At 68.7% G+C, this 25,039-nt stretch carries 21 protein-coding genes; 11 read left to right on the top strand and 10 right to left on the bottom strand.

What is annotated here, in order from left to right; translation table 11 throughout:
- Positions 1 to 97 precede the first annotated feature (97 nt).
- Positions 98 to 619 carry a regulatory protein RecX gene (locus tag EV671_RS19520; protein ID WP_132574840.1) on the bottom strand — a complete coding sequence of 174 codons (522 nt, stop codon included), beginning with the start codon at positions 617 to 619 and terminating at the stop codon, positions 98 to 100.
- Between the two features lie 99 nt (positions 620 to 718).
- Positions 719 to 1,768 carry a recombinase RecA gene (gene recA, locus EV671_RS19515; protein WP_132574838.1) on the bottom strand — a complete coding sequence of 350 codons (1,050 nt, stop codon included), beginning with the start codon at positions 1,766 to 1,768 and terminating at the stop codon, positions 719 to 721.
- Positions 1,769 to 1,917: 149 nt separating this feature from the next.
- On the opposite strand from recA, the gene EV671_RS19510 reads away from it, so the two are divergent.
- A complete protein-coding gene (locus tag EV671_RS19510) occupies positions 1,918 to 2,589 on the top strand; it encodes a response regulator (RefSeq protein WP_132574836.1) in 672 nt (223 codons plus the stop codon).
- Positions 2,590 to 4,101, top strand: coding sequence for a sensor histidine kinase (locus tag EV671_RS19505; protein WP_132574834.1), 1,512 nt, complete (start codon positions 2,590 to 2,592; stop codon positions 4,099 to 4,101).
- Here EV671_RS19505 and rodA read toward each other — a convergent pair.
- From rodA to EV671_RS19480, 5 genes are read right to left on the bottom strand one after another with little or no spacing between them, the layout of a single operon-like run.
- Entirely contained in the window at positions 4,091 to 5,245 is a 1,155-nt protein-coding gene (gene rodA / locus EV671_RS19500) for a rod shape-determining protein RodA (protein ID WP_132574832.1), read from the bottom strand. The genes EV671_RS19505 and rodA overlap by 11 nt on opposite strands.
- Complete coding sequence (gene mrdA / locus EV671_RS19495; RefSeq protein ID WP_132574830.1) at positions 5,242 to 7,263, bottom strand: penicillin-binding protein 2; 2,022 nt, start codon at positions 7,261 to 7,263, stop codon at positions 5,242 to 5,244. Before mrdA ends, rodA begins: the two co-directional genes overlap by 4 nt.
- A gap of 6 nt (positions 7,264 to 7,269) precedes the next feature.
- Positions 7,270 to 7,791, bottom strand: a complete 522-nt coding sequence (gene mreD, locus EV671_RS19490; protein WP_132574828.1) for a rod shape-determining protein MreD — start codon at positions 7,789 to 7,791, stop codon at positions 7,270 to 7,272.
- Entirely contained in the window at positions 7,788 to 8,780 is a 993-nt protein-coding gene (mreC, locus tag EV671_RS19485) for a rod shape-determining protein MreC (RefSeq protein ID WP_132574826.1), read from the bottom strand. The genes mreD and mreC overlap by 4 nt, the downstream gene beginning before the upstream one ends.
- A 23-nt stretch (positions 8,781 to 8,803) precedes the next feature.
- Positions 8,804 to 9,847 carry a rod shape-determining protein gene (locus EV671_RS19480; RefSeq protein ID WP_132574824.1) on the bottom strand — a complete coding sequence of 348 codons (1,044 nt, stop codon included), beginning with the start codon at positions 9,845 to 9,847 and terminating at the stop codon, positions 8,804 to 8,806.
- A gap of 210 nt (positions 9,848 to 10,057) precedes the next feature.
- Here EV671_RS19480 and gatC point away from each other — a divergent pair, with 210 nt between their 5' ends.
- The 3 genes from gatC to gatB all read left to right on the top strand — a co-directional run bounded on the left by gatC (position 10,058) and on the right by gatB (position 13,375).
- Positions 10,058 to 10,357, top strand: coding sequence for an Asp-tRNA(Asn)/Glu-tRNA(Gln) amidotransferase subunit GatC (gene gatC / locus EV671_RS19475; protein WP_132574822.1), 300 nt, complete (start codon positions 10,058 to 10,060; stop codon positions 10,355 to 10,357).
- On the top strand, positions 10,354 to 11,841 hold the full coding sequence (gene gatA / locus EV671_RS19470) for an Asp-tRNA(Asn)/Glu-tRNA(Gln) amidotransferase subunit GatA (protein ID WP_132574820.1): 1,488 nt from the start codon (positions 10,354 to 10,356) through the stop codon (positions 11,839 to 11,841). Before gatC ends, gatA begins: the two co-directional genes overlap by 4 nt.
- Before the next feature lie 82 nt (positions 11,842 to 11,923).
- Positions 11,924 to 13,375, top strand: a complete 1,452-nt coding sequence (gene gatB, locus EV671_RS19465; RefSeq protein ID WP_132574818.1) for an Asp-tRNA(Asn)/Glu-tRNA(Gln) amidotransferase subunit GatB — start codon at positions 11,924 to 11,926, stop codon at positions 13,373 to 13,375.
- Between the two features lie 18 nt (positions 13,376 to 13,393).
- Here gatB and EV671_RS19460 read toward each other — a convergent pair whose 3' ends face one another.
- The 3 genes from EV671_RS19460 to EV671_RS19450 all read right to left on the bottom strand — a co-directional run bounded on the left by EV671_RS19460 (position 13,394) and on the right by EV671_RS19450 (position 17,169).
- The gene (locus EV671_RS19460) at positions 13,394 to 14,077 is read right to left on the bottom strand and encodes a hypothetical protein (RefSeq protein WP_132574816.1); all 684 of its coding nucleotides are present in this window, start codon (positions 14,075 to 14,077) and stop codon (positions 13,394 to 13,396) included.
- Positions 14,077 to 14,745, bottom strand: a complete 669-nt coding sequence (gene pyrE / locus EV671_RS19455; protein ID WP_132574814.1) for an orotate phosphoribosyltransferase — start codon at positions 14,743 to 14,745, stop codon at positions 14,077 to 14,079. The genes EV671_RS19460 and pyrE overlap by 1 nt, the downstream gene beginning before the upstream one ends.
- A 108-nt stretch (positions 14,746 to 14,853) precedes the next feature.
- Entirely contained in the window at positions 14,854 to 17,169 is a 2,316-nt protein-coding gene (locus EV671_RS19450; protein ID WP_132574812.1) for a TonB-dependent receptor, read from the bottom strand.
- A 187-nt stretch (positions 17,170 to 17,356) separates the two neighbouring features.
- Between EV671_RS19450 and EV671_RS19445 the strand changes: the two genes are divergently transcribed.
- The 6 genes from EV671_RS19445 to EV671_RS19420 all read left to right on the top strand — a co-directional run bounded on the left by EV671_RS19445 (position 17,357) and on the right by EV671_RS19420 (position 24,894).
- Positions 17,357 to 18,151: an exodeoxyribonuclease III gene (locus EV671_RS19445; protein ID WP_132574810.1), complete on the top strand. Its 795-nt coding sequence runs from the start codon at positions 17,357 to 17,359 to the stop codon at positions 18,149 to 18,151.
- A 375-nt stretch (positions 18,152 to 18,526) separates the two neighbouring features.
- Positions 18,527 to 21,106 (top strand): CHASE domain-containing protein, encoded by a 2,580-nt coding sequence (locus EV671_RS19440; protein WP_165917648.1) that lies wholly within the window; start codon positions 18,527 to 18,529, stop codon positions 21,104 to 21,106.
- Positions 21,107 to 21,286: 180 nt separating this feature from the next.
- On the top strand, positions 21,287 to 21,616 hold the full coding sequence (locus EV671_RS19435; RefSeq protein WP_132574806.1) for a hypothetical protein: 330 nt from the start codon (positions 21,287 to 21,289) through the stop codon (positions 21,614 to 21,616).
- A 37-nt stretch (positions 21,617 to 21,653) separates the two neighbouring features.
- The gene (locus tag EV671_RS19430; protein ID WP_132574804.1) at positions 21,654 to 22,466 is read left to right on the top strand and encodes a hypothetical protein; all 813 of its coding nucleotides are present in this window, start codon (positions 21,654 to 21,656) and stop codon (positions 22,464 to 22,466) included.
- Positions 22,467 to 22,604: 138 nt separating this feature from the next.
- Positions 22,605 to 23,168, top strand: a complete 564-nt coding sequence (locus tag EV671_RS19425; protein ID WP_132574802.1) for a L,D-transpeptidase — start codon at positions 22,605 to 22,607, stop codon at positions 23,166 to 23,168.
- 148 nt (positions 23,169 to 23,316) lie between these two features.
- Positions 23,317 to 24,894 (top strand): peptide MFS transporter, encoded by a 1,578-nt coding sequence (locus EV671_RS19420; RefSeq protein ID WP_207911206.1) that lies wholly within the window; start codon positions 23,317 to 23,319, stop codon positions 24,892 to 24,894.
- Positions 24,895 to 25,039: the final 145 nt, after the last annotated feature.

Raw genomic sequence — 25,039 nt, 5'->3', positions numbered from 1 at the left:
CAAATGCGCCTGTAACCGGGTGAACCCTCATTTTTGGGCAGCCGGCAATGTAGCACGGAGGGTGAAAACTACCGCTGCGCTCTCGGTCAAGGGGCGCTTAGGCCCTCAGCAAGCGGCGCACCACATCGGGGGCAAACCCCCGTGCCAGCAGGAAGCGCGTCTGGCGCGCCTGCTCGCTGGCCTCCCGGGACGGCTCCGTGCCGAAGCGCTTCAGCCAGACTTCGCGGGCGCGCTCCAGCTCGGTGGCGCGCAGCGTCGCCTGCTGTTCGGCATCCAGCTTGAGCCCATGCTGGGCCAGTTCCTGCTGGATGCGCTGGGCCCCGAAGCGGCCCTCGCGCGCATGCAGGCGGGACTCGACGAAGCGGGTTTCGTCCAGATACCCGTCGGCGGCGAGGCTGTCGAGCAGGGCATCGACGGCGGTGGCGCCTGCTTCGGGCGCATCGTCCGGCGCGGACGGATGCGCGGCCTCTTCGTCGGCATCGCTGGCCGCCTGCGCGCGGCGCATGCGCTGCTGCTCGATCCGCAGCAGTTTGCGCCGCAGCTCGACACGGCTGTGTTCGCGCTGGGCCAGCAGCCCGATGGCGCGAGCCTTCAGCGACAGAGGAGCGCGAATCGCCATACAGCCTGAGCCGGGTTACTCCTTGGCGGCGCCCTCGGCCTCGCTCAGGGGAGCGACGCCGACCGCTTCGCGGATGCGGTTTTGATCAAGCCGCATCGGTCACGCCTTGTCAGTCGTGCCCTCGGCCTCGCCCAAGGGGGCGACGCCGACCGCTTCGCGGATGCGGTTTTCGATCTCGTGGGCGATGTCGGGGTTCTCGCGCAGGAATTCGCGGGCGTTGTCCTTGCCCTGGCCGATCTTCTCGCCGTTGTAGGCGTACCAGGCGCCGGACTTGTCGACGATCTTGTGGATGACGCCCATATCGACGATCTCGCCCTCGCGGCTGATGCCTTCGCCGTAGAGGATGTCGAACTCGGCGGTCTTGAATGGCGGGCTGACCTTGTTCTTGACGACCTTGACCTTGGTCTCGGAGCCGATGATCTCCTCACCTTTCTTGATCGAGCCGATGCGGCGGATGTCCAGGCGCACCGACGCGTAGAACTTCAGCGCGTTGCCACCGGTGGTCGTTTCGGGCGAACCGAACATGACGCCGATCTTCATGCGGATCTGGTTGATGAAGATGACCGTGCAGTTGGTCTTCTTGATCGTGGCGGTCAGCTTGCGCAGGGCCTGGCTCATCAGGCGGGCCTGCAGGCCGGGGAGCTGGTCGCCCATCTCGCCTTCGAGCTCGGCCTTGGGCGTGAGCGCGGCGACCGAGTCGATGACGATGAGGTCCACCGAGCCGGAGCGCACCAGCGCATCGACGATCTCGAGGGCCTGCTCGCCGGTGTCGGGCTGGCTGATCAGCAGGTCTTGCAGGTTGACGCCGAGCTTCTGGGCGTACTGGATGTCCAGAGCGTGCTCGGCGTCGATGAAGGCGCAGGTGCCCTGGATCTTCTGCATTTCCGCGATGACCTGGAGCGTCAGCGTGGTCTTGCCGGAAGACTCGGGGCCGTAGATCTCGATGACGCGGCCACGCGGCAGGCCGCCGACGCCCAGGGCGATATCCAGACCCAGGGAGCCGGTGGAGACGACCTGGATGTCGTCGATGACCTCGCCTTCGCCGAGGCGCATGATGGAGCCCTTGCCGAACTGCTTCTCGATCTGGGCGAGTGCGGCCTGCAGGGCCTTGGCTTTTTCGGTGTTCAGGGCTTTGACGGGGGCGTCCATGCAGTTCTCCAAAGAATGGCTGAATTATGGGGCAATCTGTATGTTTGTACAGTGGTTTGTCCCCAGGCTTGATGAGCATCCTAGGCAGTCGCTAGCTCATGACGTGAGCCACCCGCGCAACACATAACATCGGCCGAGGAGACAAGACGATGCGCATCCTGATTGCCGAAGATGACCAAGTGCTGGCCGATGGGCTGTTGCGGGCGCTGCGCGCCTCGGGCTATGCGGTGGACCGCGTCAGCTCGGGTACCGAGGCCGATACGGCGCTGGCGACCCACGAGTTCGACCTCGTCATCCTCGACCTCGGCCTGCCGCGCCTGCACGGGCTGGAGGTGCTGCGCAAGCTGCGCGCGCGCGGCTCGACGATGCCGGTGCTGATCCTGACGGCGGCGGACAGCGTGGAGCAGCGCGTCAAGGGGCTGGACCTGGGCGCGGACGACTACATGGCCAAGCCCTTCTCGCTGCAGGAGCTGGAGGCGCGCGTGCGGGCGCTGACGCGCCGCGGCCTGGGCACGGCCAGCAGTCTCATCAAGCACGGGCCGCTGACCTTCGACGCCACCGGCCGCGTGGCCTATATCAACGAGCAGATGCTGGAACTCTCGGCGCGCGAGCTGTCGCTGCTGGAGGTGCTGCTGCAGCGCGCCGGCCGCCTGGTCAGCAAGGACCAGCTCGTCGAGCGCCTGTGCGAGTGGGGCGAGGAGGTCTCGAACAACGCGATCGAGGTCTACATCCACCGGCTGCGCAAGAAGATCGAGCAGGGGCCGATCCGCATCGCCACCGTGCGCGGCCTGGGCTACTGCCTAGAGAAAATCCCCTCGTAAATGCCGACCAAGGACGGCGCCAGCCCGCAGCAGGGCTCGCTGTTCGGCGAGATCCTCGACTGGATGCTCGCCCCGCTGCTGTTGATCTGGCCGATCAGCGTGGCGCTGACCTGGCTGGTGGCGCAGGGCATCGCCAGCCGGCCCTATGACCGCGAGCTGGGCGAGACGGCGCGCAGCCTGGGCCTGCAGGTGGCGGCGGCCGAGGCGCCGACCAAGGGACGCGACCGTTATGCCCTGGTGCCCGAGGCGGCGGCGCTGCTGCGCGCGGACGCGTCGGACACGGTCTTCTACCAGGTGCTGGGCCTGCGCGGCGAGCTGCTCAGCGGCGACTCGACGCTGCCGGTGCCGGTCGAGGACGCGCCCGTCGTGCCCTGGGAGATCCACTTCCGCGACGACGAGGTCGGCACGGACGCCGTGCGCGTGGCCTATCTCTGGGTCGCGCCCGAGGGCCAGGCCGGCTCGACCAAGACCATGCTGGTGCAGGTCGCGGAGACGCTGGGCAAGCGTGCGCGCCTGACCAACGAGATCATCAAGGGCGTCATCCTGCCGCAGTTCGTCATCCTGCCGCTGGCGGTGCTGCTGGTGTGGCTGGCGCTGGCGCGTGGCATATCGCCGCTCAACGAGCTGCAGCGGCGCATCCGCTCGCGCGAGAGCTCGGACCTGTCCCCCATCGACGAGCAACGCGTGCCCGACGAGGTCGCGCCGCTGGTGCGCGCGATCAACGACCTGCTGGCGCGGCTGGACTCGTCGATGAGCCGCCAGAAGCATTTCCTCGCCGACGCGGCCCACCAGCTGAAGACGCCGCTGGCCGGCCTGCGCACCCAGGCCGAGCTGATCCAGCGCGAGATCGACGCCGGCCGGGCCTCGCCCGACGAGATGAAGCGCTCGCTGGCGCAGATCGCGCGTGCCAGCGAGCGCGCGGCCCACATGGTCAACCAGCTGCTGTCGATGGCGCGCGCCGAGGACGCCGAGCAGGCCATGAAGCGCGAGCCGGTCAACCTGGCCGAGATCGCCATCGACACCGTGCGCGACTTCGTGCCGCGCGCGCTGGAGCGGCGCATCGACCTCGGCTACGACGGCGTCAGCCCGGACGACAGCCGGCTGCGCGTGCTGGGCCAGCCGGTGCTGATCGGCGAGCTGATCCGCAACCTCGTCGACAACGCGCTGCTGTACACGCCGGCCAGCGGCGTCGTCACGGTGCGCGTCGTCGAGGACCCGTTCGGCCAGGTCGTCGTGCTGCAGGTCGAGGACACCGGGCCGGGCATCGCGCCGGGCGAGCGCGAGAAAGTCTTCCAGCCCTTCTACCGGTCGCTCGGCAGTGGCGTGGAAGGCTCGGGCCTGGGCCTGGCCATCGTGCAGGAGATCGTGCAGCAGCACGAGGCCGAGCTGACGCTGGACGACACGCGCCTGCGCCGCGCGGCGGGCGGAGAGTCGCCCGACGGCCAGGGGCCGGGGGCGCGGTTCACGATCCGCTTCCCGGCCGTGGCGGCCGCCCCGGCGCTCAGGTCTTGACCAGCTTCCTGACCCGCGCGATCGACAGCAGCAGGCCGAGGCTCAGCCCCAGCGTCACCATCGCCGTGCCGCCATAGCTGACGAAGGGCAGGGGCACGCCGACGACGGGCAGGATGCCGCTGACCATGCCCATGTTGACGAAGACATAGGTGAAGAAGGACAGCGTCACGGCGCCGGCCATCAGCCGCGTGAACAGCGTGGGCGCGTCGGAGGCGATCATCAGCCCACGCAGGATCAGCGCCGTGAAGCCGACCAGCAGGGCCAGCGCGCCCATCAGGCCGAACTCCTCGCCGAAGGCCGCGAAGATGAAGTCCGTCGTGCGCTCGGGGATGAACTCCAGGTGCGTCTGCGTGCCCTGCATGAAGCCCTTGCCGGTCACGCCGCCGGAGCCGATGGCGATCTCGCCCTGGATGATGTGGAAGCCCTTGCCGAGTGGGTCCTTGCTCGGGTCCAGCAGCGTGCAGATGCGGTGCTTCTGGTAGTCCTTGAGCACCGGCCAGGTCAGGTCGGGCTCGCAGATCTTGTCCTCGCTGAGCACCAGGGCCGTCGCGGCGGCGGCGCCGATGACGAAGGCCGGCACGATGAGCTTCCAGGGCAGGCCGGCGAAGAAGATCACGTACAGGCCCGCGGCCAGCACCAGGATGCCGGTGCCGAGGTCGGGCTGCTTGGCGATCAGCAGGAAGGGCAGCAGCAGCAGCGCGAAGGCGGCGATGAAGTCGGGCCAGCGCAGCAGGCCCTCGCGCTTCTGGAACCACCAGGCCAGCATCAGCGGCACGGCCAGCTTGAGCAGCTCGGACGGCTGGATCTGCGTGACGCCGATGCTGAGCCAGCGCGTCGCGCCCTTCTTCGTGACGCCGAACAGCGCCGTCGCGACCAGCAGCATGACGCCCACCGTGTAAAGCGGGATGGCCAGAGCCATCAGCCGCTGCGGCGGCACCTGGGCGACGACGAACATCAGGCCCAGGGCCAGCACCATGTTGCGGGCGTGGTCGGGGAAGCGCGTGCCGTTGTCGTAACCGGCCGAGTACATGCACAGCAGGCCCCAGGCGCACAACCACAGCACGGCCAGCAGCAGAGGGATGTCGAAGCCGCTGAGCCAAGGCCGCAGCCGGCTCATCAGGGGCGGGCGTTCGATGACGGTCATCGCGAGGCTCCCGAAGCTGGGGCCGAGGCAGCAGATGCCGCAGGAGCGGGCACCGACGCCGCCTGGCCCGGTTGACCGGCCAAGGGCACGTCGACCGCCCGGCGCGGCGTGCCGATGGGCGTGAAGGACTGGCCCAGTTGTGTCTTCGCGATGTCTTCCTCGCTGGGATACTGGCCCGCCAGCAGGTAGTCGAAGACGCGGCGCGCGATGGGCGCCGCTGAGGCATTGCCCCAGCCGGCGTTCTCGACGATGACGGCCAGCGCGACGCTGGGATGGTCCATCGGCGCGAAGCCGACGTAGAGCGAATGGTCGCGCTTGCGCTCGTCGGCCTTGATGGCGCTGTATTTCTCGCCGGCCTTCAGGCCCACGGCCTGGGCCGTGCCGGTCTTGCCCGCGCTCAGGTAGGGCGCGCCCTGGAACACCTGGCGCCCGGTGCCCTCCAGCGTCACGCCGTTCATCGCGTTGTGGATGATGGCCACGTCGGCCGGCTTGAGCGGCAGCGCTGGCAGCGCGTCGCTGGCGACGCGGCGGTCCGCGTGCTTGACGACGTCCTCGATGTCGCGCACCAGGCGAGGCTTGAAGCGCAGGCCGCCCGAGGCGATGGTCGAGTAGGCCGTGGCCATCTGCAGCATCGTGAAGTTGTTGTAGCCCTGGCCGATGCCCAGAGAAATGGTCTCGCCGGCGTACCACTTCTGCTGCTCGGGGCGCTTGAACTTGCGGCGCTTCCACTCGGTGGACGGCAGGTCGCCGGTGACCTCGCCCTGCAGGTCGATGTCGGTCTTGCGGCCCAGGCCGAAGGGCTCGAGCTGGTCGTGGATGAGGTCCACGCCCATGTCGTTGGCCAGGCCGTAGAAGTAGACGTTGGACGAGGTGACGATGGCCAGGCGCATGTCCTTGGGGCCGGCGCGGTCGGTCTCGGGGCTGCCGAAGGTGCGGCCGCCGAAGCTGAAGCTCAGGTTGTCCTGGATGACCAGGTGCGGGTCGCGCTTGCCGGTGTTCAGCGCCGCCATGGCCATCAGCGGCTTGAAGGTGGAGCCCGGCGGATAGGTGCCGCGCAGTGCGCGGTTCAGCAGCGGCTTGTCGATGTCCTCGTTGAGCTCGCGCCAGGAATCGGCGTCGATGCCGTCGACGAAGAGATTGGGGTCGAAGGTGGGCTTGGACACGAAGGCCAGCACCTCGCCGTTGCGCGGGTCGATGGCCACCAGCGCACCGCGGCGTTCGCCGAAGAGTTGCTCGACCAGTGCCTGCAGCTTGATGTCGATGGACAGGTTCAGCGTGTTGCCGGGCGTGGGCGGCTTGTGGTCGAGCCGGCGCACCGCGCGGCCGCCGGCGCTGGTCTCGACCTGCTCGAAGCCGGTCGTGCCGTGCAGCTCCTTCTCGTAGGCCTGCTCCAGGCCGAGCTTGCCGATGTATTCGGTGCCGCGGTAGTTGGCGATGTCCTCGTCTTCCCAGTCGTCCATGGCCTTCTTCTCGGCCTGGTTGATGCGGCCGATGTAGCCGATCAGGTGGGCGCCCACCTCGCCCAGCGGGTAGGAGCGGAACAGCCGCGCCTTGATCTCGACGCCCGGAAAGCGGAAGCGCTGGGCGGTGAAGCGGGCCACCTCCTCATCCGTCAGCTTGGTGCGGATGGGCAGGGAGTCGGTGTGCTTGGCCTCCTCCAGCAGGCGCTTGAAGCGGCGCTTGTCGCGGGCCTGGATCTCGATGACCTGGCCCAGCGCCTCAATGGTGGCGTCCAGGTCGACGACCTTCTCGGGGTTGATCTCGAGCGTGTAGGCCGAGTAGTTGCTGGCCAGCACGACGCCGTTGCGGTCCTTGATGAGGCCGCGGTTGGGCACGATGGGCACGACGGCGATGCGGTTGGACTCGGCACGCTCGGCGAAGCTGTCGTACTGCACGACCTGCAGCCAGACGAGGCGGGCCACCAGCAGCCCGAAGCAGAACAGCACGAAGGCGCCCGCGGCCAGCACGCGCATCCGGAAGCGCGACAGCTCCTGGTGGAGGTTCTTGAGGACGACCACTTCGGTTTACAGGGGGCGGTGGGCGTCGCGGTCGGGCGCGCGGCGCTGCGGGGCGAGCAGCAGCACGCTGGCGACGGGCCACAGCGCGGCCTCGAACATCGGTGCCAGCAGAACTCCCCAGCCTGGCCACATGCCGCCGACGATCATCCGCACGATCAGCGCCAGCGCGTGCGCAGCGAAGAACAGCGGCAGCACCTGGACGGACTGCGCACCGAGGCTGAACCAGGGCAGGCGGCGGTGCAGCGTGATCGCGCCGAAGCTCAGGCCGCTGTAGGCCAGCGCATGCTGGCCCAGCACGGCGCCGTCGTGCACGTCGATCAAGAGGCCGAACACGAAGGCCCACAGCACGCCGACGCGGCGCGGCTGGTGCACGCCCCAGAACACGATCACGATGGCCAGCACGTCCGGCATCGCGGCGATGCGGCCCAGCGGCACCATGTCGATCATCAGCGCGAGAGCCAGCGTCAGGGCGATGAACCAGGGGTTGGCGGGCAGCAGCAGCTTCTCGGCCGCGCGCGGCATGATCATGGCGTGGCTCCCGAAGCCTTCGCGGCGGCCTTCTCGGCGCGCTCTGACTTGCGCTTCTCGCGGGCGCTGGCCTTGGCTTCGGCCGCCGAGGCGGCCTCGGCGGCGGCGGCCACCTCGGCCTCCTTCCTGGCGGCGATATGGCGGTCCATCGGCTGCAGCACCAGCACATGGTGGGCGCTGTCCGGCTGGGCGATGGGCGTGAGCTGCACCTGCGCAAAGCTGGAGTCGCCGCGCCGCTCGACGACGGTGACCTTGGCCACCGGCAGGCCCGGCGGGTAGACGCCGTCCAGGCCCGAGGTCGTCATCAGATCGCCGACCTTGACGTCGGCGTTCGCGGCCAGGAAGCGCAGCTCCATGCCGGCGCCGTCCGGACGGCCGGCGGCGGCGTTGCGCATCTGCGTGCGGGCGTTCAGCAGCGGGATGGCGGCGTCCTTGTCGGTCAGCAGCGTGACCTCGGCGGACAGTGGGTAGACGCGCGTCACCTGGCCCAGCACGCCGGCCTCGTTGATGACGGGCGAGCCGGCCGCCACGCCCTGGGTCGCGCCGCGGTCGATGACGACGCGGCGCGAGAAGGGATCGGGCGCCTCGAACAGCACCTCGGCGGCGAGGGTCGGCACCACCAGCGCCGGCTGCAGGCCCAGCAGCTTGCGCAGCCGCTCGTTCTCGGCCTGCAGGGCCTCGGCGCGCGACAGGCGTTCGGCTTGGGCGCTGAGCTGGCGCCTGGCCAGGTCTTCCGCGGCCATCGCGCGCTTGGTGCCGCGCAGGTAGTCGCCGGCGTTCTCCCAGGCGTCAACCGGCACCAGCAGCAGGCGCTGCACCGGCTGCAGCACCAGCGCCAGCGCGGCGCGGGCCGGCAGCATCAGCTTGAAGCGGGCGTCCGCCACCATCAGCAGCAGGGCCAGCGCCGAACACAGCGCGAGCTTGGTCAGCGCCGACGGACCTTGGCGGAAGAACGGCGGCGGGGAGCGGTCGAGGGTGCCGAGGGGCATGGCGCGCGGGGCGCGTTGGCTGCTTATTCGGAGGTGAAGATGCTGCCCAGGCGCTCCATGCGCTCCAGCGCCATGCCGCAGCCGCGCACGACACAGGTCAGCGGGTCTTCGGCCACCAGCACCGGCAGGCCGGTTTCCTCGCCCAGCAGGCGGTCCAGGTCGCGCAGCAGCGCGCCGCCGCCGGTCAGCATCATGCCGCGCTCGGCGATGTCGGCGCCCAGCTCGGGCGGCGTCTGCTCCAGCGCGTTCTTCACGGCGCTGACGATCTGGTCCAGCGGGTCGGTGAGGGCTTCCAGGATCTCGTTGGACGAGATCGTGAAGCTGCGCGGCACGCCTTCGGAGAGGTTGCGGCCCTTGACCTCCATCTCCTTGACCTCGGAGCCGGGGAAGGCGCTGCCGATGTTCTTCTTGATCGCCTCGGCGGTGGGCTCGCCGATCAGCATGCCGTAGTTGCGGCGGATGTAGTTGATGATGGCCTCGTCGAACTTGTCGCCGCCGACGCGCACGCTGCCCTTGTAGACCATGCCGCCCAGCGAGATGACACCCACTTCGGTGGTGCCGCCGCCGATGTCGACGACCATCGAGCCCGAGGCCTCGGCCACCGGCAGGCCGGCGCCGATCGCGGCGGCCATCGGTTCCTCGATCAGGTAGACCTCGCTGGCGCCGGCGCCCAGCGCGCTCTCGCGGATCGCGCGGCGCTCCACCTGGGTGGAGCCGCAGGGCACGCAGATGATGATCCTCGGCGACGGCTTGAACGTCTTCGAGTCGTGGACCATCTTGATGAACTGCTTGAGCATCTGCTCGGCGACCGTGAAGTCGGCGATGACGCCGTCCTTCATCGGGCGAATGGCCTCGATGTTGCCGGGCACCTTGCCCAGCATGGCCTTGGCCTCGCGGCCGACGGCCTGGATGGTTTTCTTGCCGTTGGGGCCGCCCTCGTGGCGGATCGACACGACGGAGGGCTCGTCGAGGACGATGCCCTTGCCACGCACGTAGATCAGGGTGTTGGCGGTGCCGAGGTCGATGGCGAGGTCGGTGGAGAAATAGCGGCGCAGGGAGGCGAACATGGTGTGGCGCTGGGAGCCTCGCCGGCGGGGCGTGGCCCGAAAGATGGGGGGTGCTTAAAGCAGCGAGGCCGCCCGGCTGGCGACGAAATCAGTCGCTGAGGGGGCAGCCCCGAAGGCCATGAAGATGGGCAGCGATAATAACCGAACCCCCCTGTTTTTAGCCCGCCAGCACTAGGTTTCTGGCCCCAGGCTTACATCTGAAAACCCTTCATGAGCCTCACCCCTGACGACGTGAGCCGCATTGCCAATCTGGCGCGGCTGGAGCTGAAGCCGGCCGAGTCCGACGCGCTTCGGCAACAGCTCAACGGCTTCTTCAAGATCGTGGACCAGATGAGCGCCGTCGACACCGCCGGCGTCGAGCCGCTGTACACGCCGCTGTCGGCCATCCAGCAGGTGCAGCTGCGCCTGCGTGACGACGTGGTCACCGAGAGCAACCAGCGCGAGCTCAACCAGCGCAGCGCCCCGGCCGTCGAGGACGGCCTCTTCCTCGTTCCCAAGGTCATCGAATGAAACCCGTTCACGACATGGGCGTGGCCGAGCTGGCCGCCGCCCTGAGGAGCCGTGCCGTCTCCAGCCGCGAGGCCACGCAGGACCTGCTGGCGCGCATCCGCAGCCACGAGGCGCTGGGCGCCTTCCTGCACGTCGATGCCGATGGCGCCCTGGCCCGCGCCGACGCGGCGGATGCGGCGCTGGCGGCCGGCAGCGCCGCTGCGCTGGCCGGCGTGCCCATCGCGCACAAGGACATCTACGTCACGGCCGACATGCCGACGACGGCCGGCTCCAAAATCCTGGCCGGCTACCGCAGCCCCTTCGACGCCACCGTCGTGGCGCGGCTCAATGCCGCCGGCATGGTGAGCCTGGGCAAGCTGAACTGCGACGAGTTCGCGATGGGCTCGGCCAACGAGAACAGTGCCTATGGCCCGGCCCACAACCCCTGGGACCGCAGCCGCGTGCCCGGCGGCTCCTCGGGCGGCTCGGCCGTGGCCGTGGCGGCGCGCCTGGTGCCCGGCGTCACCGGCACCGACACCGGCGGCTCCATCCGCCAGCCGGCCAGCTTCTGCGGCATCACCGGCATCAAGCCGACCTATGGCGTGTGCAGCCGCTACGGCATGATCGCCTTCGCCTCCAGCCTGGATCAGGCCGGCCCCATGGCCCGCTCGGCCGAGGACTGCGCGCTGCTGCTGTCGACGATGAGCGGCTTCGACGAGCGCGACGCGACCAGCGTGAACCAGCCGCCGCAGGACTTTCACGCGCAGATGCTGGCCGCCCGCGAGGGCGCCACGGCGGTGCAACCGCTCAAGGGCCTGCGCATCGGCCTGCCCAAGGAGTTCTTCCCCGCCGGCCTGTCCGCCGACGTCGATGCCGCGGTGCGCGCCGGCCTGGCCGAGCTGGAGAAGCTGGGCGCGACGCTGGTGGACGTCAGCCTGCCTCGCACGGAGCTGGCCATCCCCGTCTACTACATCATTGCCCCGGCCGAGGCGAGCTCCAACCTCTCGCGCTTCGACGGCGTCAAGTTCGGCCATCGCGCAGCGAACTACGACGACCTGCTCGACATGTACAAGAAGACGCGCGCCGAGGGCTTCGGCCCCGAGGTCAAGCGCCGCATCATGATCGGCACCTATGTGCTCTCGCACGGCTACTACGACGCCTACTACCTGCAGGCCCAGAAGCTGCGCCGCATGATCGCGGACGACTTCCAGCAGTGCTTCACGCAGTGCGACCTGATCGCCGGCCCGGTGGCGCCCACGGTGGCCTGGAAGGCCGGCACCGGCGCCGAGGACCCGACCCAGGCCTACCTCGCCGACATCTTCACGCTGCCCGGTTCGCTGGCCGGCCTGCCCGGCATGAGCGTGCCGGTGGGCAGCGGCGCGGGCGGCATGCCCGTCGGCCTGCAGCTGATCGGCAACTACTTCAAGGAAGGGCAGCTGCTGCATGCGGCCCATGCCCTCCAGCAGGCGACCGACTGGCATCTCGCCGCGCCCGCAGGAATCTGATGGCCCCCACGCTCACTTTGTTCGCTGCCCCCCGAGGGGGCGTCGGCCTCCTTGAGGCGGCTCTGCGGAGTCCGATCTGAACATGCCCACCACCCCCAAACTCATCCGCGGCTACGAGGTCGTCATCGGCCTCGAAAACCACGTCCAGCTCTCGACGCGGAGCAAGATCTTCAGCGGCAGCTCGACCGCCTTCGGCGCGGCGCCCAACACCCAGGCCTCGCCCGTGGACCTGGCCCTGCCGGGCACGCTGCCGGTGCTGAACCGCGCGGCGGTGGAGCGCGCGATCCGCTTCGGCCTGGCCGTGGGCGCCAAGGTCGCGCCGCTGTCCATCTTCGCGCGCAAGAACTACTTCTACCCCGACCTGCCCAAGGGCTACCAGATCAGCCAGTTCGAGATCCCGGTGGTGCAGGGCGGCGCGGTGGAGTTCTTCGTCGGCGACGTCAGGCACAAGGTCAACCTGACCCGCGCCCACCTCGAGGAAGACGCAGGCAAGAGCCTGCACGAGGACTACCACGGGCAAAGCGGCATCGACCTGAACCGCGCCGGCACGCCACTGCTGGAGATCGTCTCGGAGCCCGACATGCGCTCGGGCGCCGAGGCGGCCGAGTACGCCAAGACCCTGCATGCTCTCGTGATGTGGCTGGGTATCTGCGACGGCAATATGCAGGAAGGCTCGTTCCGCTGCGACGTCAATGTGTCGGTGCGCAAGCCCGGCGAGCCCTTCGGCACGCGCCGCGAGATCAAGAACCTCAACAGCTTCCGCTTCCTCGTCGACGCGGTGAACTACGAGGTCAACTGGCAGATCGACGAGATCGAGGACGGCCGCAAGATCCAGCAGGCCACGGTCTTGTACAACCCTGACACCGGCGAGACCCGCGCGATGCGCAGCAAGGAAGACTCGGCCGACTACCGCTACTTCCCCGACCCCGACCTGCCGCCGCTGGTCATCGGTGCGGACTGGGTGGAGCGCGTGAAGGGCGAGATGCCGGAGCTGCCGGCCGTGATGGCCACCCGCTTCGAGAGCGCCGATGGCTTGCCGGCCTATGACGCGACGATGATGACGCAGAGCCTGCCCACGGCGCGCTACTACGAGGCCGCGAAGGCCGCGGGTGCGGTTCCGAAGCTGGTGGCCAACTGGGTGATGGGCGAGATCAGCAAGCGGCTGAACGCCACGGGCGGCGAGATCGACACCGCGCCTGTCAGCCCCGAGCTGCTGGCCAGGCTGATCGCCCGCATCTCTGACGGCACGATCTCGAACAACGCCGCCAAGCAGGTGTTCGAAGCGCTTTGGAGCGGCGAGGCGAGTGACGTCGACGCCGTCATCGACGCCAAGGGCCTGAAGCAGGTCAGCGACACCGGCGCCATCGAGGCCATCCTCGACGAGGTGCTGGCCGCCAACCAGAAATCGGTCGACGAGTACCGCGCCGGCAAGGACAAGGCCTTCAACGCGCTGGTCGGCCAGGCGATGAAGGCGACCAAGGGCAAGGCCAATCCGGCGCTCGTCAATGAGCTGTTGAAGAAAAAGCTCGGTTGACGGCCGAGCCCCCCGCCGCTACTTCGGGGCGGCGGGTTTGGCAGCCGGCTTCGGCTGCTCGGTCAGCGGTGGCAGCGAGCCCGGCGCGGCGCCGGCCCAGAGCTTGCGCAGCCGTGCCAGCTCGGCGTCGAAGCGCGAGTTGATGCGCACGATCTCGGCCTTCTGGTTCTCGATGAGCACCTGCTGCGCCTCGACGCTGGCGTCGTTGGCGTCCAGCGCCTGCTTGAGCTTGGCCGGCAGGGGCTTGCCCTTGTAGAACTCGGCCTCGTCCAGCAGCGGCTTGCGCTCGGCGCCGAGGTCCTTGATGCGGTGTTCGGAGATGCGCGTGGCTTTGTTGGCGTCGTCCAGCGCCAGACTGCGCGCGCGCTGGTGGGCGGCCTCGTTGGGGTAGCGCTGCATCAGCGTGCGGTCGCGGCGGGCGGCGTCCAGCTGGGCCAGGCGCTCGGCCGCGGCGCGGCGGTCGGCGGCTTCCTTGGCGGCGCGTTCCTCGGGGCTGAGGAAGGGCGGCAGCGTCGCGCGCTGCGAGCCGTCGGCATTGAGCACGCGCTGCTCGCGCGACGTGCATTCGAGGATGGGGCGGTCGCTGGTGAGCCGCCGGCCGTCGGGCGTCGTGCAGGTGTAGATGCCCTTGCCCGGCGAGGCCTCCTGGGCCCAGGAGGCGGACGCGAACAACAGCAGGCCGGCGACGAGCAGGTGGCGCATCAGACTCCGTAACGCTGTCGGTAGGCCAGCACGGCCGGGCGGTGGGAGGCGAGCTCGGGCGCGCCGTCCAGATAGGCCAGCAGGTCGGCCAGGCCGGCTATGGCGACGACCGGCAGGCCGTAGCGCTGCTGCACCTGCTGCACGGCCGAGTGCTCGCTGTCGACGCCGTTCTCGGCGGCCTTTTCCTGGCGGTCCAGCGCGATGGCGACGCCGCAGGGCTTGGCGCCGGCGGCTTCGATCATCTGGATGGACTCGCGTACCGAGGTGCCGGCGGAGATCACGTCGTCGATGATCAGCACGCGGCCCTGCACCGGCGCGCCGACCAGCGTGCCGCCCTCGCCGTGGTCCTTGGCTTCCTTGCGGTTGTAGGCGAAGGGCAGGTTGTGGCCGCGGCGGGCCAGTTCCATCGCGACGGCGGCCGCCAGCGTGATGCCCTTGTAGGCCGGGCCGAAGATCATGTCGAAGGGCAGGCCCGAGGCGATCAGGCGCTCGGCGTAGAAGCTGGCCAGGCGGCCGAGCTTGGCGCCGTCGTCGAACAGGCCGGCGTTGAAGAAATAGGGGCTGAGCCGGCCAGCCTTGGTCTTGAACTCGCCGAAGCGCAACACGCCCGCCTCGACGGCAAAGGCGACAAAGGACTGGGCGAGGGAATCGGTGGGCGCGGCTGACATGCCTGAAGATTCTAGAGGTCAAAAAAAGTGGCCCGGCCCCTGGAAGGGGCCGGGCCGTCGCTGGTTTTCACCGAGTCGCGGGTCAGGCCCGCATGGCGTCTTGCGGGGTCAGAAAGAGGCCTTGAACTGAACGCCGTAGCTGCGCGGCTCGTTGACGATGCCGGTCAGGTTGTCGAAGTCGATGGCGGCGATGATCTGGCGGTGGTTGGTGATGTTGCGCGAATAGGCCGCCACCTCGTACTTGCCGTTGGCCCAGCCGTAGCCGACGCGCAGGCCGCCTTCCAGCGCCGCCTTGGCGGTGTACTCCTTGGCCTCGTACAGGAACATGTTGTACTTGTCCTTGTAGGCCCAGTCGGTCAGCACGGTCAGTTCGCCGTTGCCGATCTCGGTGCTGTACTTCAGCGTCCAGTTCGCCACCCACTTCGGAGCGCGCGGCAGCGGGTTGCCGTTGATGCTGACGGTGCCGTTCGGGCCGGCGGCATTGGTCACCGTGCAGCCCGTGTTGGCCTGGAGGAACTGGAAGTTGGCGTTGCCGCAGGGCGCGACGTAGAGGTTGGGGTCCTTGATCTCCGTGTCGTTGTAAGACAGGCCCAGCGTCGTGCGCCAGTCGCGCGCGATGATGGCCTGGCCGTCGATCTCGAAGCCCTGGCCCTCGGCCCTGGCCGCGTTGACGAGGCGGTTCTGGTTGATCGAGCCGCTGCCGGCGGTCAGCTGCATGTCCTTCACTCGGTACTTGAACACCGTGCCGGTGATGCGGGCGGTGTTGTCCAGCAGGTCGGCCTTGAAGCCGGCTTCGACGGACAGCACCTTCTCGGAGTTGGCGATCGAGATCGGCGACGTGCCGGCCGGGACGCTGGATGCGTCGAAGAACAGGATGCGGCCCTGGATCGACGGCGCGCGGTAGCCGGTGGCGACGCGCGTGAACACGCTGGTGGACTTGTCGATGCTGTAGTTCGCGCTCAGGTCCCAGCTCCAGTTGCTTGACTTGGGGTGGGCCGTCACGAGGGCGATGTTGGGCAGGGTGGGGTGCTGGGTGCGCTGCGCGTCGAAGTCCTTCTTGTCGTCGGTGTAGCGCAGGCCCGCCGTGACCTTGAGGGCGGGCGTGACGGCGTACTTCACGTTGCCGAACGCGGCCCAGGACTTGGCCTCCTGGTGCTGCACCGCGTAACCGTTCTGCGGGCCGCCGGCGGTGAAGCTGTCGAAGTTGAAGCTGTCCACCTGCAGCTTCTCGTTGAAGTAGTACAGGCCGCCGATCCACTGCAGCGGGTCGCCGGTGTTGGACTGCAGGCGGAACTCCTGCGTCGTCTGGCGCAGATAGGGGATGCCGTCGGCGGTCTGTGCGTCGAAGGGGATCAGCGCCGGCTGGCCGGGGTAGCTCGGGCCGTCCGGGATGTTGCAGAAGCGGCAGCCGAAGCCGCCGTCCACGTCGCCGCGGCTGTAGAACTTGGCCTGGTCGTGCGCGGTGATCGAGTACAGCGACATGCCGTCGAAGTCCCAGCGCAGGCGGGCGCTGACCTCGCTGGATTTCAGCGTCTGGCTGTTGTAGCCGTCGGTCGGGTAGTAGCCATCGCTGTAGCCGTCGACGAGGTCGTTGGTGCCGCGCTTGATGATGTTGGCGCGGAAGGTCGTCGCGGTGCCGGCGTAGTCGCGGGCCTGGACCTTGAGCAGGGCCGAGAAGCCGCCGTTCTTGTAGGCCGCCTGCACGCGCAGCGCCTTGTCGTTGTAGCCCTCGAGATCCTTGGTCCCGGTGGGCAGCGGGTTGTGGACGCGGTTGTCCTGGTGCTGCGCGATGCCGGCGACGCGCATCTGCCAGTCGTCGTTCAGCGGCACGTTGACGGCGGCCTCCAGGTTGGCGGAGTTCCAGCGTCCGTAGCTGAAGTTGGCATAGCCCTCGAGGCGCTTGGTCGGCTTGGCGGAGTCGAACTTCATCACGCCGGCCGGCGAGTTGCGGCCGAACAGCGTGCCCTGCGGGCCGCGCAGCAGCTCGACCTGCTCCATGTCGAAGACCGGGAAGCCCTTCAGCGCGATGCTTTCCTGCACGACGTCGTCATAGACCAGGCCCACGGGCTGGGACGCGTTCATGTCGAAGTCGGTGTTGCCCAGGCCGCGCACATAGAAGCGCGGGAACGTGCGGCCGTAGTCGGACTCGATGTTCAGGCTCGGCACCTTGCCGGACAGCGCACGCACGTCCTGACCGCTGGCGTTGTAGGTGTCCAGTTCCTCGGACTTGATCGCCGAGATCGACAGCGACACGTCCTTCAGGTTCTCGGCGCGGCGGCTGCCGGTGACGATGACGGCTTCGAGCTGGTTGACATCCTTCTTGGCCTCGGGCGCCGGCGCGGTCTGCGCCATGGCGGCCTGCATCGGGAAGGCCGCGCCCAGCGCTAGCGCGAGCAGGGTCGGGGAAATGCGGTGTTTCGGCATGGGTGATCCTCGGGTTGACGGGTAGGACGAACAAGGGGGCGAGGGCCGGAGGGCATTTGTCGGCATGCCTCTTGATTGCTACGGGATAGTAAAGATCACGTCCCGTTCGCGGGACGGCAAAGCCCCTCGGTGTTGTGCTTTCGCTGCAAGCGATACTGACGGGACGCTGTCAATCCGCCAACTTCCGATGCGCTTCATCACCGCCAACCTCAACGGCGTGCGTTCCGCCGCCAGCAAGGGCTTCTTCGACTGGCTCGCCAAGCAGAAGGCCGACGCCGTCGGCGTGCAGGAGCTCAAGGCCCAGGCCGACGTCGTCGAGAGCCAGTTCCCGAGCTGCGGCAGGCTGACCGGTCACTTCCACTACGCCGAGAAGAAGGGCTACTCGGGCGTCGGCCTGTACACGAAGGAGGCGCCGAGCGACGTCGTCACCGGCCTCGGGATTGCGGAGTTCGACCAGGAGGGCCGCTGGATCGAGAAGCGCTTCGACAAGCCCGGCCGCAAGCTCAGCCTCATCAGCGTCTACTTTCCGAGCGGCACCAGCGGCGAGGAGCGCCAGCAGGTCAAGTTCCGTTTCCTCGACGCCCTCTACCCCCACCTGATGGCGCTGAAGGCCGAGCGTGAGTTCATCCTGGTCGCCGACGTCAACATCGCGCACAAGGAAATCGACCTGAAGAACTGGCGTAGCAACCAGAAGAACAGCGGCTTCCTGCCCGAGGAGCGGGCCTGGCTGACGCGGCTCTTCGACGGGGGCGCGAATGGCGCAGGCTTGGTCGACGTGTTCCGCACGCTGAACGACCGCGCCGAGCAATACACCTGGTGGAGCGCCCGCGGCGCGGCGCGCGCCAACAACGTCGGGTGGCGGCTGGACTACCACCTCGCCACGCCCGGCGTCGCCGCGCTCGCGAAGAAGGAAGCCATCTACACCGGCGAGATGTTCAGCGACCACGCGCCGCTGAGCATCGATTACGACTTCGCGCTGTAACCCGGCGCTGCCCGCGGCGCCGGCCGCACAACGCGCCACCTCTTCTTCGTGACTTCTGCCTCGCGCACGGTCGAGAGGTCCGCCGCCGCATGGCTTTGCCCTCAGCGCGGATTGATATTTGATAAATCTGATGTTATTGTTTCAATTGACACCAGATGTGGCGCCCGATTACAGGGCGGTTCCGTGGGGATGCGCTTGTGACGGCCGGGTCGGGCCGATCGCAGGCCGTGGGGTGCTCGAGAGCGTGGCGCGGGGGGGAGCGGCTTGTCCGTGGGGCCTGCGTTGCGGTGATGTGTGCGATGACCAGACCGCCGGTGTACTGACTCCGTGGGGCGCATGGCCCCTGGACGGGTGCCGTGTTCGAGAGGAGTTGCCTTGAAACGCTATCCCGCTTGGGTCGGGCATATCCGATGGGGGATGTGGCTCGCGTTTGCATATTTCGTCGCCGGCAAGCTGGGGTTGCTGCTGGCACTGCCACCCGTTGAAACGGCAGGTGTCTTTCCCGCCGCAGGCATCGGCGTTGCCGCCGTCTACCTGTGGGGCCGGTCAGCGGTGCCCTGGATCGCCCTGGGCGCGCTGGTGCTGGCATGGGGTCATGCTGGACCCGGGACGGGCGGCGCACTCGCGGCCGCCTTGCTCACATCGGCGGCCGTCCTCGAGGCGCTGATCGGCGGGCGGCTGCTGCGCCAGGTGCTCGGCACGAACGCGGCGCTCGACGAAGGCCGCCAGATCGGGCGCTATCTGCTGATCGCGCCGTTGGCCGCGCTGGTCGGTGCCACGTTGTCCGTGATCGCCCTGGTCGCGCTCGGGCTCGCGGGAGGCGATGGCGTCCGGGAGCAATGGGCGACGCGCTGGATTGCCGACGCATTGGGCGTGGTCGTGTTCTTTCCGCTGGTGCTGGCCTTCTGCGGCAAGCCTGCTGCTGCCTGGCGCCGGCGGCGCCTGCTGGTGGTGTCGACCACCGTGCTGTGCCTGGCCCTGGCCGTCCTGGCCTACCAGAGATCCAGCGCCACCGAACTGGATCGGCAGAAGCAGGCCTTCAATTACGAGGCCGGCCGCATCGCCGTGCGCCTGCAGGAGAGATTCGACGAGCAGGCCTATCTGCTGGAGCAGCTGGAAACCTATTTCTCCAAGGCGAGCACGCATGTCTCGCGGGTCGAATTCAAAGCCTATGTGCAGCCGGCGCTGGGCCGCTTCCCGATGCTGCAGGCCATCGAGTGGATACCGCATGTGCATTTGACGCGGCGTGCCGGGTTCGAGCAGGAACAGCGGGCAACGATGCCGGAGTTCGAAATCCGGGAGCGCAGCGACGCCGGCAAGATGATTGCTGCGGCGCAACGGCCGGCCTATTTCCCGGTCACCTACGTCGAGCCGCTGCCGGGCAACGAGAAGGCCGTCGGTTTCGACCTGTTCTCCAACCCTGCCCGCGCGGCGGCCATTTCCCAGGCGCTGGCCAGCGGGAAACCGGTTGCCACGGAGCCGATCAAGCTGGTCCAGGAAAAAGGCTCGCAGATGGGCACCCTGCTGCTGCAGCGGGTGAACACGCCGGCTCAGGATCTGGTGCTGACCGTCATTCGCATCGGGGATTTCGTGTCGGCCTTCGTGCCGCGGGACGCCCTCGTCGAGCTGGCCCTGGCCGACGTTCGCTCGGGCGAGATGCTGCACGGCGGTCTCGCCGCGCCGCGCGGCCCGATCGAATACAGCCAGAAGATCGAGTTTGGCGGCCGGGAGTATCAGCTGCGCATCACGCCCACGGCCAAATACACCCGGTCGAACGCCAGCCTGCAAAGCTGGGCCGTGCTGGTGGCCGGCACGCTCGGCGCCGGCCTGTTCGGCGCGCTCATGCTGCTGACGACAGGCATGACCTACAGGGAGGAGATCCTGGTCGACGAGCGCACCGCGGAAATCTCGGCCATCTACAAGCTGTGCCCCGACGGCCTGGTGTGCTGCGATCAGCGGCGCGAGATTCGATTCGCCAACCCGGCGTTTCTGTCCATGCTCGGACTCTCGGCCGAACAGGTGATCGGGCGGCCACTCGCGGAACTGGAGGGCCATATCCGCCGCCGCGGCGGGAATGCCGAGCATTGGTCGGGATTCGAGAGCTGCTCCGAGCCACTCTATGACGCTGGGGGCGGCGCGCGAAGGAATACGCTGGAGTTGCAGAAGCCCAATCCCAGGGTGCTGCAGATCCAGGGCGTCAGCGGCGACTCGGCCGCCATCGGCCATCTCTTCTATGTCCGCGACATCACCCACGAGACCGAGGTGGATCGCATGAAGAGCGAGTTCCTCACCCACGCCGCCCACGAACTGCGGACGCCGATGACCACGATCTACGGGTTCAGCGAGCTCGTGCTCAGCCGCAACGTCGACAGCAAGACGTTGCGCGAAATACTGACGTCGATCCACAAGCAGACGGCCTGGCTGATCGAAATCATCAACGAACTGCTGGACCTGAGCCGCATCGATGCGCGGCGCGGCGAAGACTTCAACATCGAGAAGATTTCGGCCGCCGAGGTGGTCGACGAGGTGCTGGAGGCGATGAAGCTGGACGCGGCCCGCTGGCCACTCCTGGTCGATATTCCGGCGGCATTGCCGCAGGTGATGGGTGACCGCAGCAAGCTGCGGGCCGTATTCGTCAATGTCCTGAGCAACGCGGTCAAATATTCCCCGCGGGGCGGCAGCATCCGCATACACGGCCTGTCCGAAGAAGGCGGCGCCACCCCCACCGTGAGCATCGCGGTATCGGACCAGGGTATCGGCATGACACCGGAACATGCGGCCCGCGTCGGGGAGAGATTCTTCCGCGCCGACAACTCGGGCAATATCCCGGGCAGCGGCCTGGGCATGGCCATCGTCAAGGAAACCCTCAAGGTCCTGGGCGGCCGGCTTGCCGTCCATTCCCAGGTGGGCGCGGGCACGACGGTCACGCTCTGGCTGCCCGCTGCATCCGGCTGAGGCCTTCCCTGGGGTGGCGTAACCAGCCGCTACCCGTGTCGGGGCATTCCTACAGCACGTCGGCCCTGGGGCCGACGTCATCGGCACTGCCACGGTCCTAGAGTCGTCGGCAGCCGGTCAAAGCCTGGTCCCGCCCCCCGGCCGCCAGGGCCGGCCCGTCCGCTTTGAAAGGAGTCCCCGATGTCCAAGCTCAAGACCCTCACCAGCGCCGTCACCGCGGCCGTCCTCGTGACCAGCATCGGCCTGGCCTTTGCTCAGTCGCAAGACCAGCCCCCCGCGGACACCCAGCCCGCGATGCCCCTGGCCAGCGAGGAAACCCCGCCGGCCGCCGACCCGAACGCGATGCCGCAGGCCGATGCCGCGCAGGCCCAGCAGCAGCCCAGCACCAACCCGGCGCAGCCCACGCCGAGCGATCCGCTCGCCAAGCCCGCCGCGCAGGACAGCATGCCCGCCACGCCGGCTCCCGAGCCGCAGCGCAGCGAGCCCGCGCCCAAGGCCGACCGCAACTGAGGCCCAAGGCCTCTTGGCGAACTCCATTCCCAGAACCGTGGGCCCCGGAGCTCGCCCCGCAGACGCCGCTGCCGCCGCCCGCCAGCGGCGCGACATCCTTGCCGGCCTGCGCCAGGGCGGCCTCATCGCCGCGCTGGTGCTGGCCGCGCTCTTCCCCTTCCTCGGCGGCGCCCTCTGGCGCCACCCTGCGCCTGCTGCTGCGCAGCGCGTCGCCGCAGCACCGGCCGCGTCGCCGCTGGTGCGCCGGCTGGACTTCGGCGACGTGCGCGCCCCGCGCGACGTGACCCAGGTCGCCGCCTGGGCGGTGCGCGAGGCGGACAACGGCGACCGCGCCTTCGCCATCGTCGACAAGCGCCGTGCGCGGGTCTACGTCTTCGCCGCGGGCGGCAGGCTGCTCGGCACCAGCCCCGTGCTGCTCGGCTACGCCGTTGGCGACTTCTCGGTGACCGGCATCGGCCACAAGGCCATCGACGACATCCGGCCCCAGGAGCGCACGACGCCGGCGGGCCGCTTCGAATCGACGCCCGGGCGCAACTCGCTCGGCCACGAGGTTGTCTGGGTCGATTACGAGGCCGCCGTTTCCATGCACCGGGTGCGCGTCACCGACCCCAGGGAGCGCCGCCTGGAGCGTCTGGCCACGCCGTCGGCGGCCGACAAGCGCATCAGCTGGGGCTGCATCAACGTCCCGGTCGCCTTCTTCGACCAGATCGTCTGGCCCCAACTCGGCCATGGCCGGGGCGTCGTCTATGTGCTGCCCGAAACCCGCGCGCTGACGGCCTTCTTCCCCGCTGCCGCCCCGGCGGTGCTGGCCCAGGCCATCCCGCGCCGCGGTAACAGCGCCAAACCGTGAACTCCTTGCCTGGGTGCGGCACGGCCGCCTTCCTAGACTGCCTGCAAGGCTGGCGCGAGGCTGCGCCGCCGCCACCAAACGGGGCAGCGAGTGGGCAGCAATTGGGCGGGCCGGGCCAGGGCCGGAGTGTTCGGCATCATGGCCATGTGGGGCGCGGGCGCGGCGGCGCAGGGCGTTGCGCCGAGGCCGGACGCGAATGACGCCGGTGACGGCCGGCCGTTCGCCGTCGTGGACAAGCGTGCCGCGACACTGTCGGTCTATGCCGCCGACGGCCGCCTGCTGGGCCGCACGGCCGCGCTGCTCGGGCTCACGCCCGGGGATGCGCAGGCGCCGGGCTCGCGGGGGAAGGCCCCCGAAGCCCTGAACACCCAGGAGCGCACGACGCCGGCCGGGCGCTTCGAGGCCCGACCGGGCCACAACATCCATGGCGAGCGCATCGTCTGGATCGACTACGAGGCCAGCCTCGCGATCCACCGGCTGCGCCCGGCGCCGGCGCGCGAGCGCCGACCCGAGCGGCTGGCCTCCGCCAACCCGCAGGACCACCGCATCACGCTGGGCTGCGTCGTCGTCGAGCCGGCCTTCTTCGAGGGCGTCGTGCTGCCCAGCCTGGGCAGCGGCGCCGGCGGCCTCGTCTACATCCTGCCGGAGCGCGAGCCCGTCGTCGTGGCCGGCGGCGGCGTGCCGCACGCCGCGGCGCCCTGATTCCGGGCCAGGCCACCCAGGGCAATCCCTGGGTCGGCCGGCGGCGGAAAGCGCACGCCAGGCCGGACAATTCCGGCCTTCCGCCGCGGGCTACCGCCCGCCCCGACCGCCCCGTCCCACCCGGTGGGGCTCACCTGGAACGATTGACGTGACTACCACCTCCCCCGTGGCCAACCCGGCCGCGTCCGGCCACGCGGCGCCCCGCCAGGCGTCGGCTGCCATCCTCGGCCAGCCCAACCAGCTCTTCGTCCTCTTCTTCACGGAGATGTGGGAGCGCTTCTCCTACTACGGCATGCGCGGCCTGCTCGTGCTGTTCCTGGTGTCCGAGGCGGCCAAGGGCGGCTGGGGCTGGAACCGGGCGGATGCGACCTCGCTGTACGGCTGGTACACGGGCATGGCCTATCTGCTGCCGGTGCTGGGCGGCTACCTGGCCGACCGCTACCTGGGCACGCGCCGCGCGGTCGTCGTCGGCGGCTTCGTCATCGCGGCGGGGCATATCTCGATGTTCCTGAACACGGTGCCGAGCTTCTACATCGGCCTGGGCCTGGTCGTGATCGGCACGGGCCTGTTCAAGCCCAACGTGTCGGCCATCGTGGGCCAGCTCTACGGCCCCAAGGAAGACAACGCCCGCGACGGCGGCTACACGCTGTTCTACATGGGCGTGAATGCCGGCGCCTTCTTCGGCATCCTGCTGTGCGGCTACATCGGCGAGAAGGTGTCCTGGCACCTGGGCTTCGGCCTGGCTGGCCTGTTCATGATCCTGGGCGCGCTGCAGTTCTATTTCAGCCAGCACCTCTTCGGCGACATCGGCAGCCCGCCGACGGCCGAGGACCGCGCCAAGGCGGCCGTGACGGCGGCCGACGAGGCGCCCGCCCATGTCGTCGCAGACCGCCTGAAGGCCATCGTCGTCTTCTCCTTCTTCACGATCTTCTTCTGGTTCGCCTTCGAGCAGGCCGGTGGCTCGATGACCATCTTCGCGGCCGACTACACCGACCGCAGCCTGGTCGGCACCAGCGGTTTCGCGTTCAAGGTCGTCAACTCGCTGATGACGGTGCTGCCCGCGATGATCCTGACCTGGCTGCTGTGGAAGCTCAACCGCAGCACCGGCAGCCGCTACCTGCTGGCCAACGGCCTGCTGGCGCTGGCCTTCGCGGTCATCTGGGGCCTCGTCGTCTGGATGCTGGGCCGCGAGTTCGCGCTGGAGCAGTCCGAGGTGCCGGCGAGCTGGTTCGGCGTGCTGAACAGCTTCTTCCTCGTCATCCTGGCGCCGATGTTCTCCAAGATGTGGGAGAAGCACTGGAACCCGGCCGGCCCGGTCAAGTTCGGCGTCGGCCTGGTGCTGCTGGGCCTGGGCTTCGCCGCGCTGTCCTATGGCTCGGCCGGCATCCCGGCGGGCGCCAAGACGGCCCAGATCAGCATGGCCTTCCTGTGCCTGGCCTACCTCTTCCACACGATGGGCGAGCTCTGCCTGTCGCCGGTCGGCCTGTCCTATATCTCCAAGCTGGCACCCACGCGCCTGCTGGGTCTGATGTTCGGCGTCTGGTTCCTGAACACGGCCATCGCCAACTGGCTGGCCGGCAAGACGGGTTCCTACATCGATGAGATCTCCAACCACTACTCGATGTCGGTCTTCTTCCTGATCTTCACGGCCATCCCCATCGGCGCCGGCGTCGTGCTGATGCTGCTGACGCCCTGGATGAAGAAGAAGATGCACGGTGTCCACTGAGTCGGCCGTTACTTGATTACGTTGAAAAGCCGCCTTCGGGCGGCTTTTTTGTACCCAGACGGCGGCTGTTGACAAGCAATGTCAGCAGCGCGCAGGGGTTTCAGGTTGGCGGTAGTCAGCGTCGGGGTGATCTGATTACAGTCGC

The sequence above is a fragment of the Roseateles saccharophilus genome (genome assembly GCF_004342485.1).
GTDB classification, from domain to species: domain Bacteria; phylum Pseudomonadota; class Gammaproteobacteria; order Burkholderiales; family Burkholderiaceae_C; genus Pelomonas; species Pelomonas saccharophila.
This window is presented reverse-complemented; position numbering and strand designations above follow the sequence as displayed.

What these genes read in the sequence shown, in the direction of transcription:
- EV671_RS19505 (WP_132574834.1), top strand. Translation starts at nt 2,590, where the DNA reads ATGCCGACCAAGGACGGCGCCAGCCCGCAGCAGGGCTCGCTGTTCGGC.
- recA (WP_132574838.1), bottom strand. Translation starts at nt 1,768, where the DNA reads ATGGACGCCCCCGTCAAAGCCCTGAACACCGAAAAAGCCAAGGCCCTG.
- mreC (WP_132574826.1), bottom strand. Translation starts at nt 8,780, where the DNA reads ATGCCCCTCGGCACCCTCGACCGCTCCCCGCCGCCGTTCTTCCGCCAA.
- EV671_RS19510 (WP_132574836.1), top strand. Translation starts at nt 1,918, where the DNA reads ATGCGCATCCTGATTGCCGAAGATGACCAAGTGCTGGCCGATGGGCTG.
- EV671_RS19460 (WP_132574816.1), bottom strand. Translation starts at nt 14,077, where the DNA reads ATGCGCCACCTGCTCGTCGCCGGCCTGCTGTTGTTCGCGTCCGCCTCC.
- EV671_RS19435 (WP_132574806.1), top strand. Translation starts at nt 21,287, where the DNA reads ATGTCCAAGCTCAAGACCCTCACCAGCGCCGTCACCGCGGCCGTCCTC.
- gatC (WP_132574822.1), top strand. Translation starts at nt 10,058, where the DNA reads ATGAGCCTCACCCCTGACGACGTGAGCCGCATTGCCAATCTGGCGCGG.
- EV671_RS19425 (WP_132574802.1), top strand. Translation starts at nt 22,605, where the DNA reads ATGGCCATGTGGGGCGCGGGCGCGGCGGCGCAGGGCGTTGCGCCGAGG.
- gatA (WP_132574820.1), top strand. Translation starts at nt 10,354, where the DNA reads ATGAAACCCGTTCACGACATGGGCGTGGCCGAGCTGGCCGCCGCCCTG.
- gatB (WP_132574818.1), top strand. Translation starts at nt 11,924, where the DNA reads ATGCCCACCACCCCCAAACTCATCCGCGGCTACGAGGTCGTCATCGGC.
- EV671_RS19445 (WP_132574810.1), top strand. Translation starts at nt 17,357, where the DNA reads ATGCGCTTCATCACCGCCAACCTCAACGGCGTGCGTTCCGCCGCCAGC.
- EV671_RS19450 (WP_132574812.1), bottom strand. Translation starts at nt 17,169, where the DNA reads ATGCCGAAACACCGCATTTCCCCGACCCTGCTCGCGCTAGCGCTGGGC.
- mreD (WP_132574828.1), bottom strand. Translation starts at nt 7,791, where the DNA reads ATGATCATGCCGCGCGCGGCCGAGAAGCTGCTGCTGCCCGCCAACCCC.
- pyrE (WP_132574814.1), bottom strand. Translation starts at nt 14,745, where the DNA reads ATGTCAGCCGCGCCCACCGATTCCCTCGCCCAGTCCTTTGTCGCCTTT.
- EV671_RS19520 (WP_132574840.1), bottom strand. Translation starts at nt 619, where the DNA reads ATGGCGATTCGCGCTCCTCTGTCGCTGAAGGCTCGCGCCATCGGGCTG.
- rodA (WP_132574832.1), bottom strand. Translation starts at nt 5,245, where the DNA reads ATGACCGTCATCGAACGCCCGCCCCTGATGAGCCGGCTGCGGCCTTGG.
- EV671_RS19480 (WP_132574824.1), bottom strand. Translation starts at nt 9,847, where the DNA reads ATGTTCGCCTCCCTGCGCCGCTATTTCTCCACCGACCTCGCCATCGAC.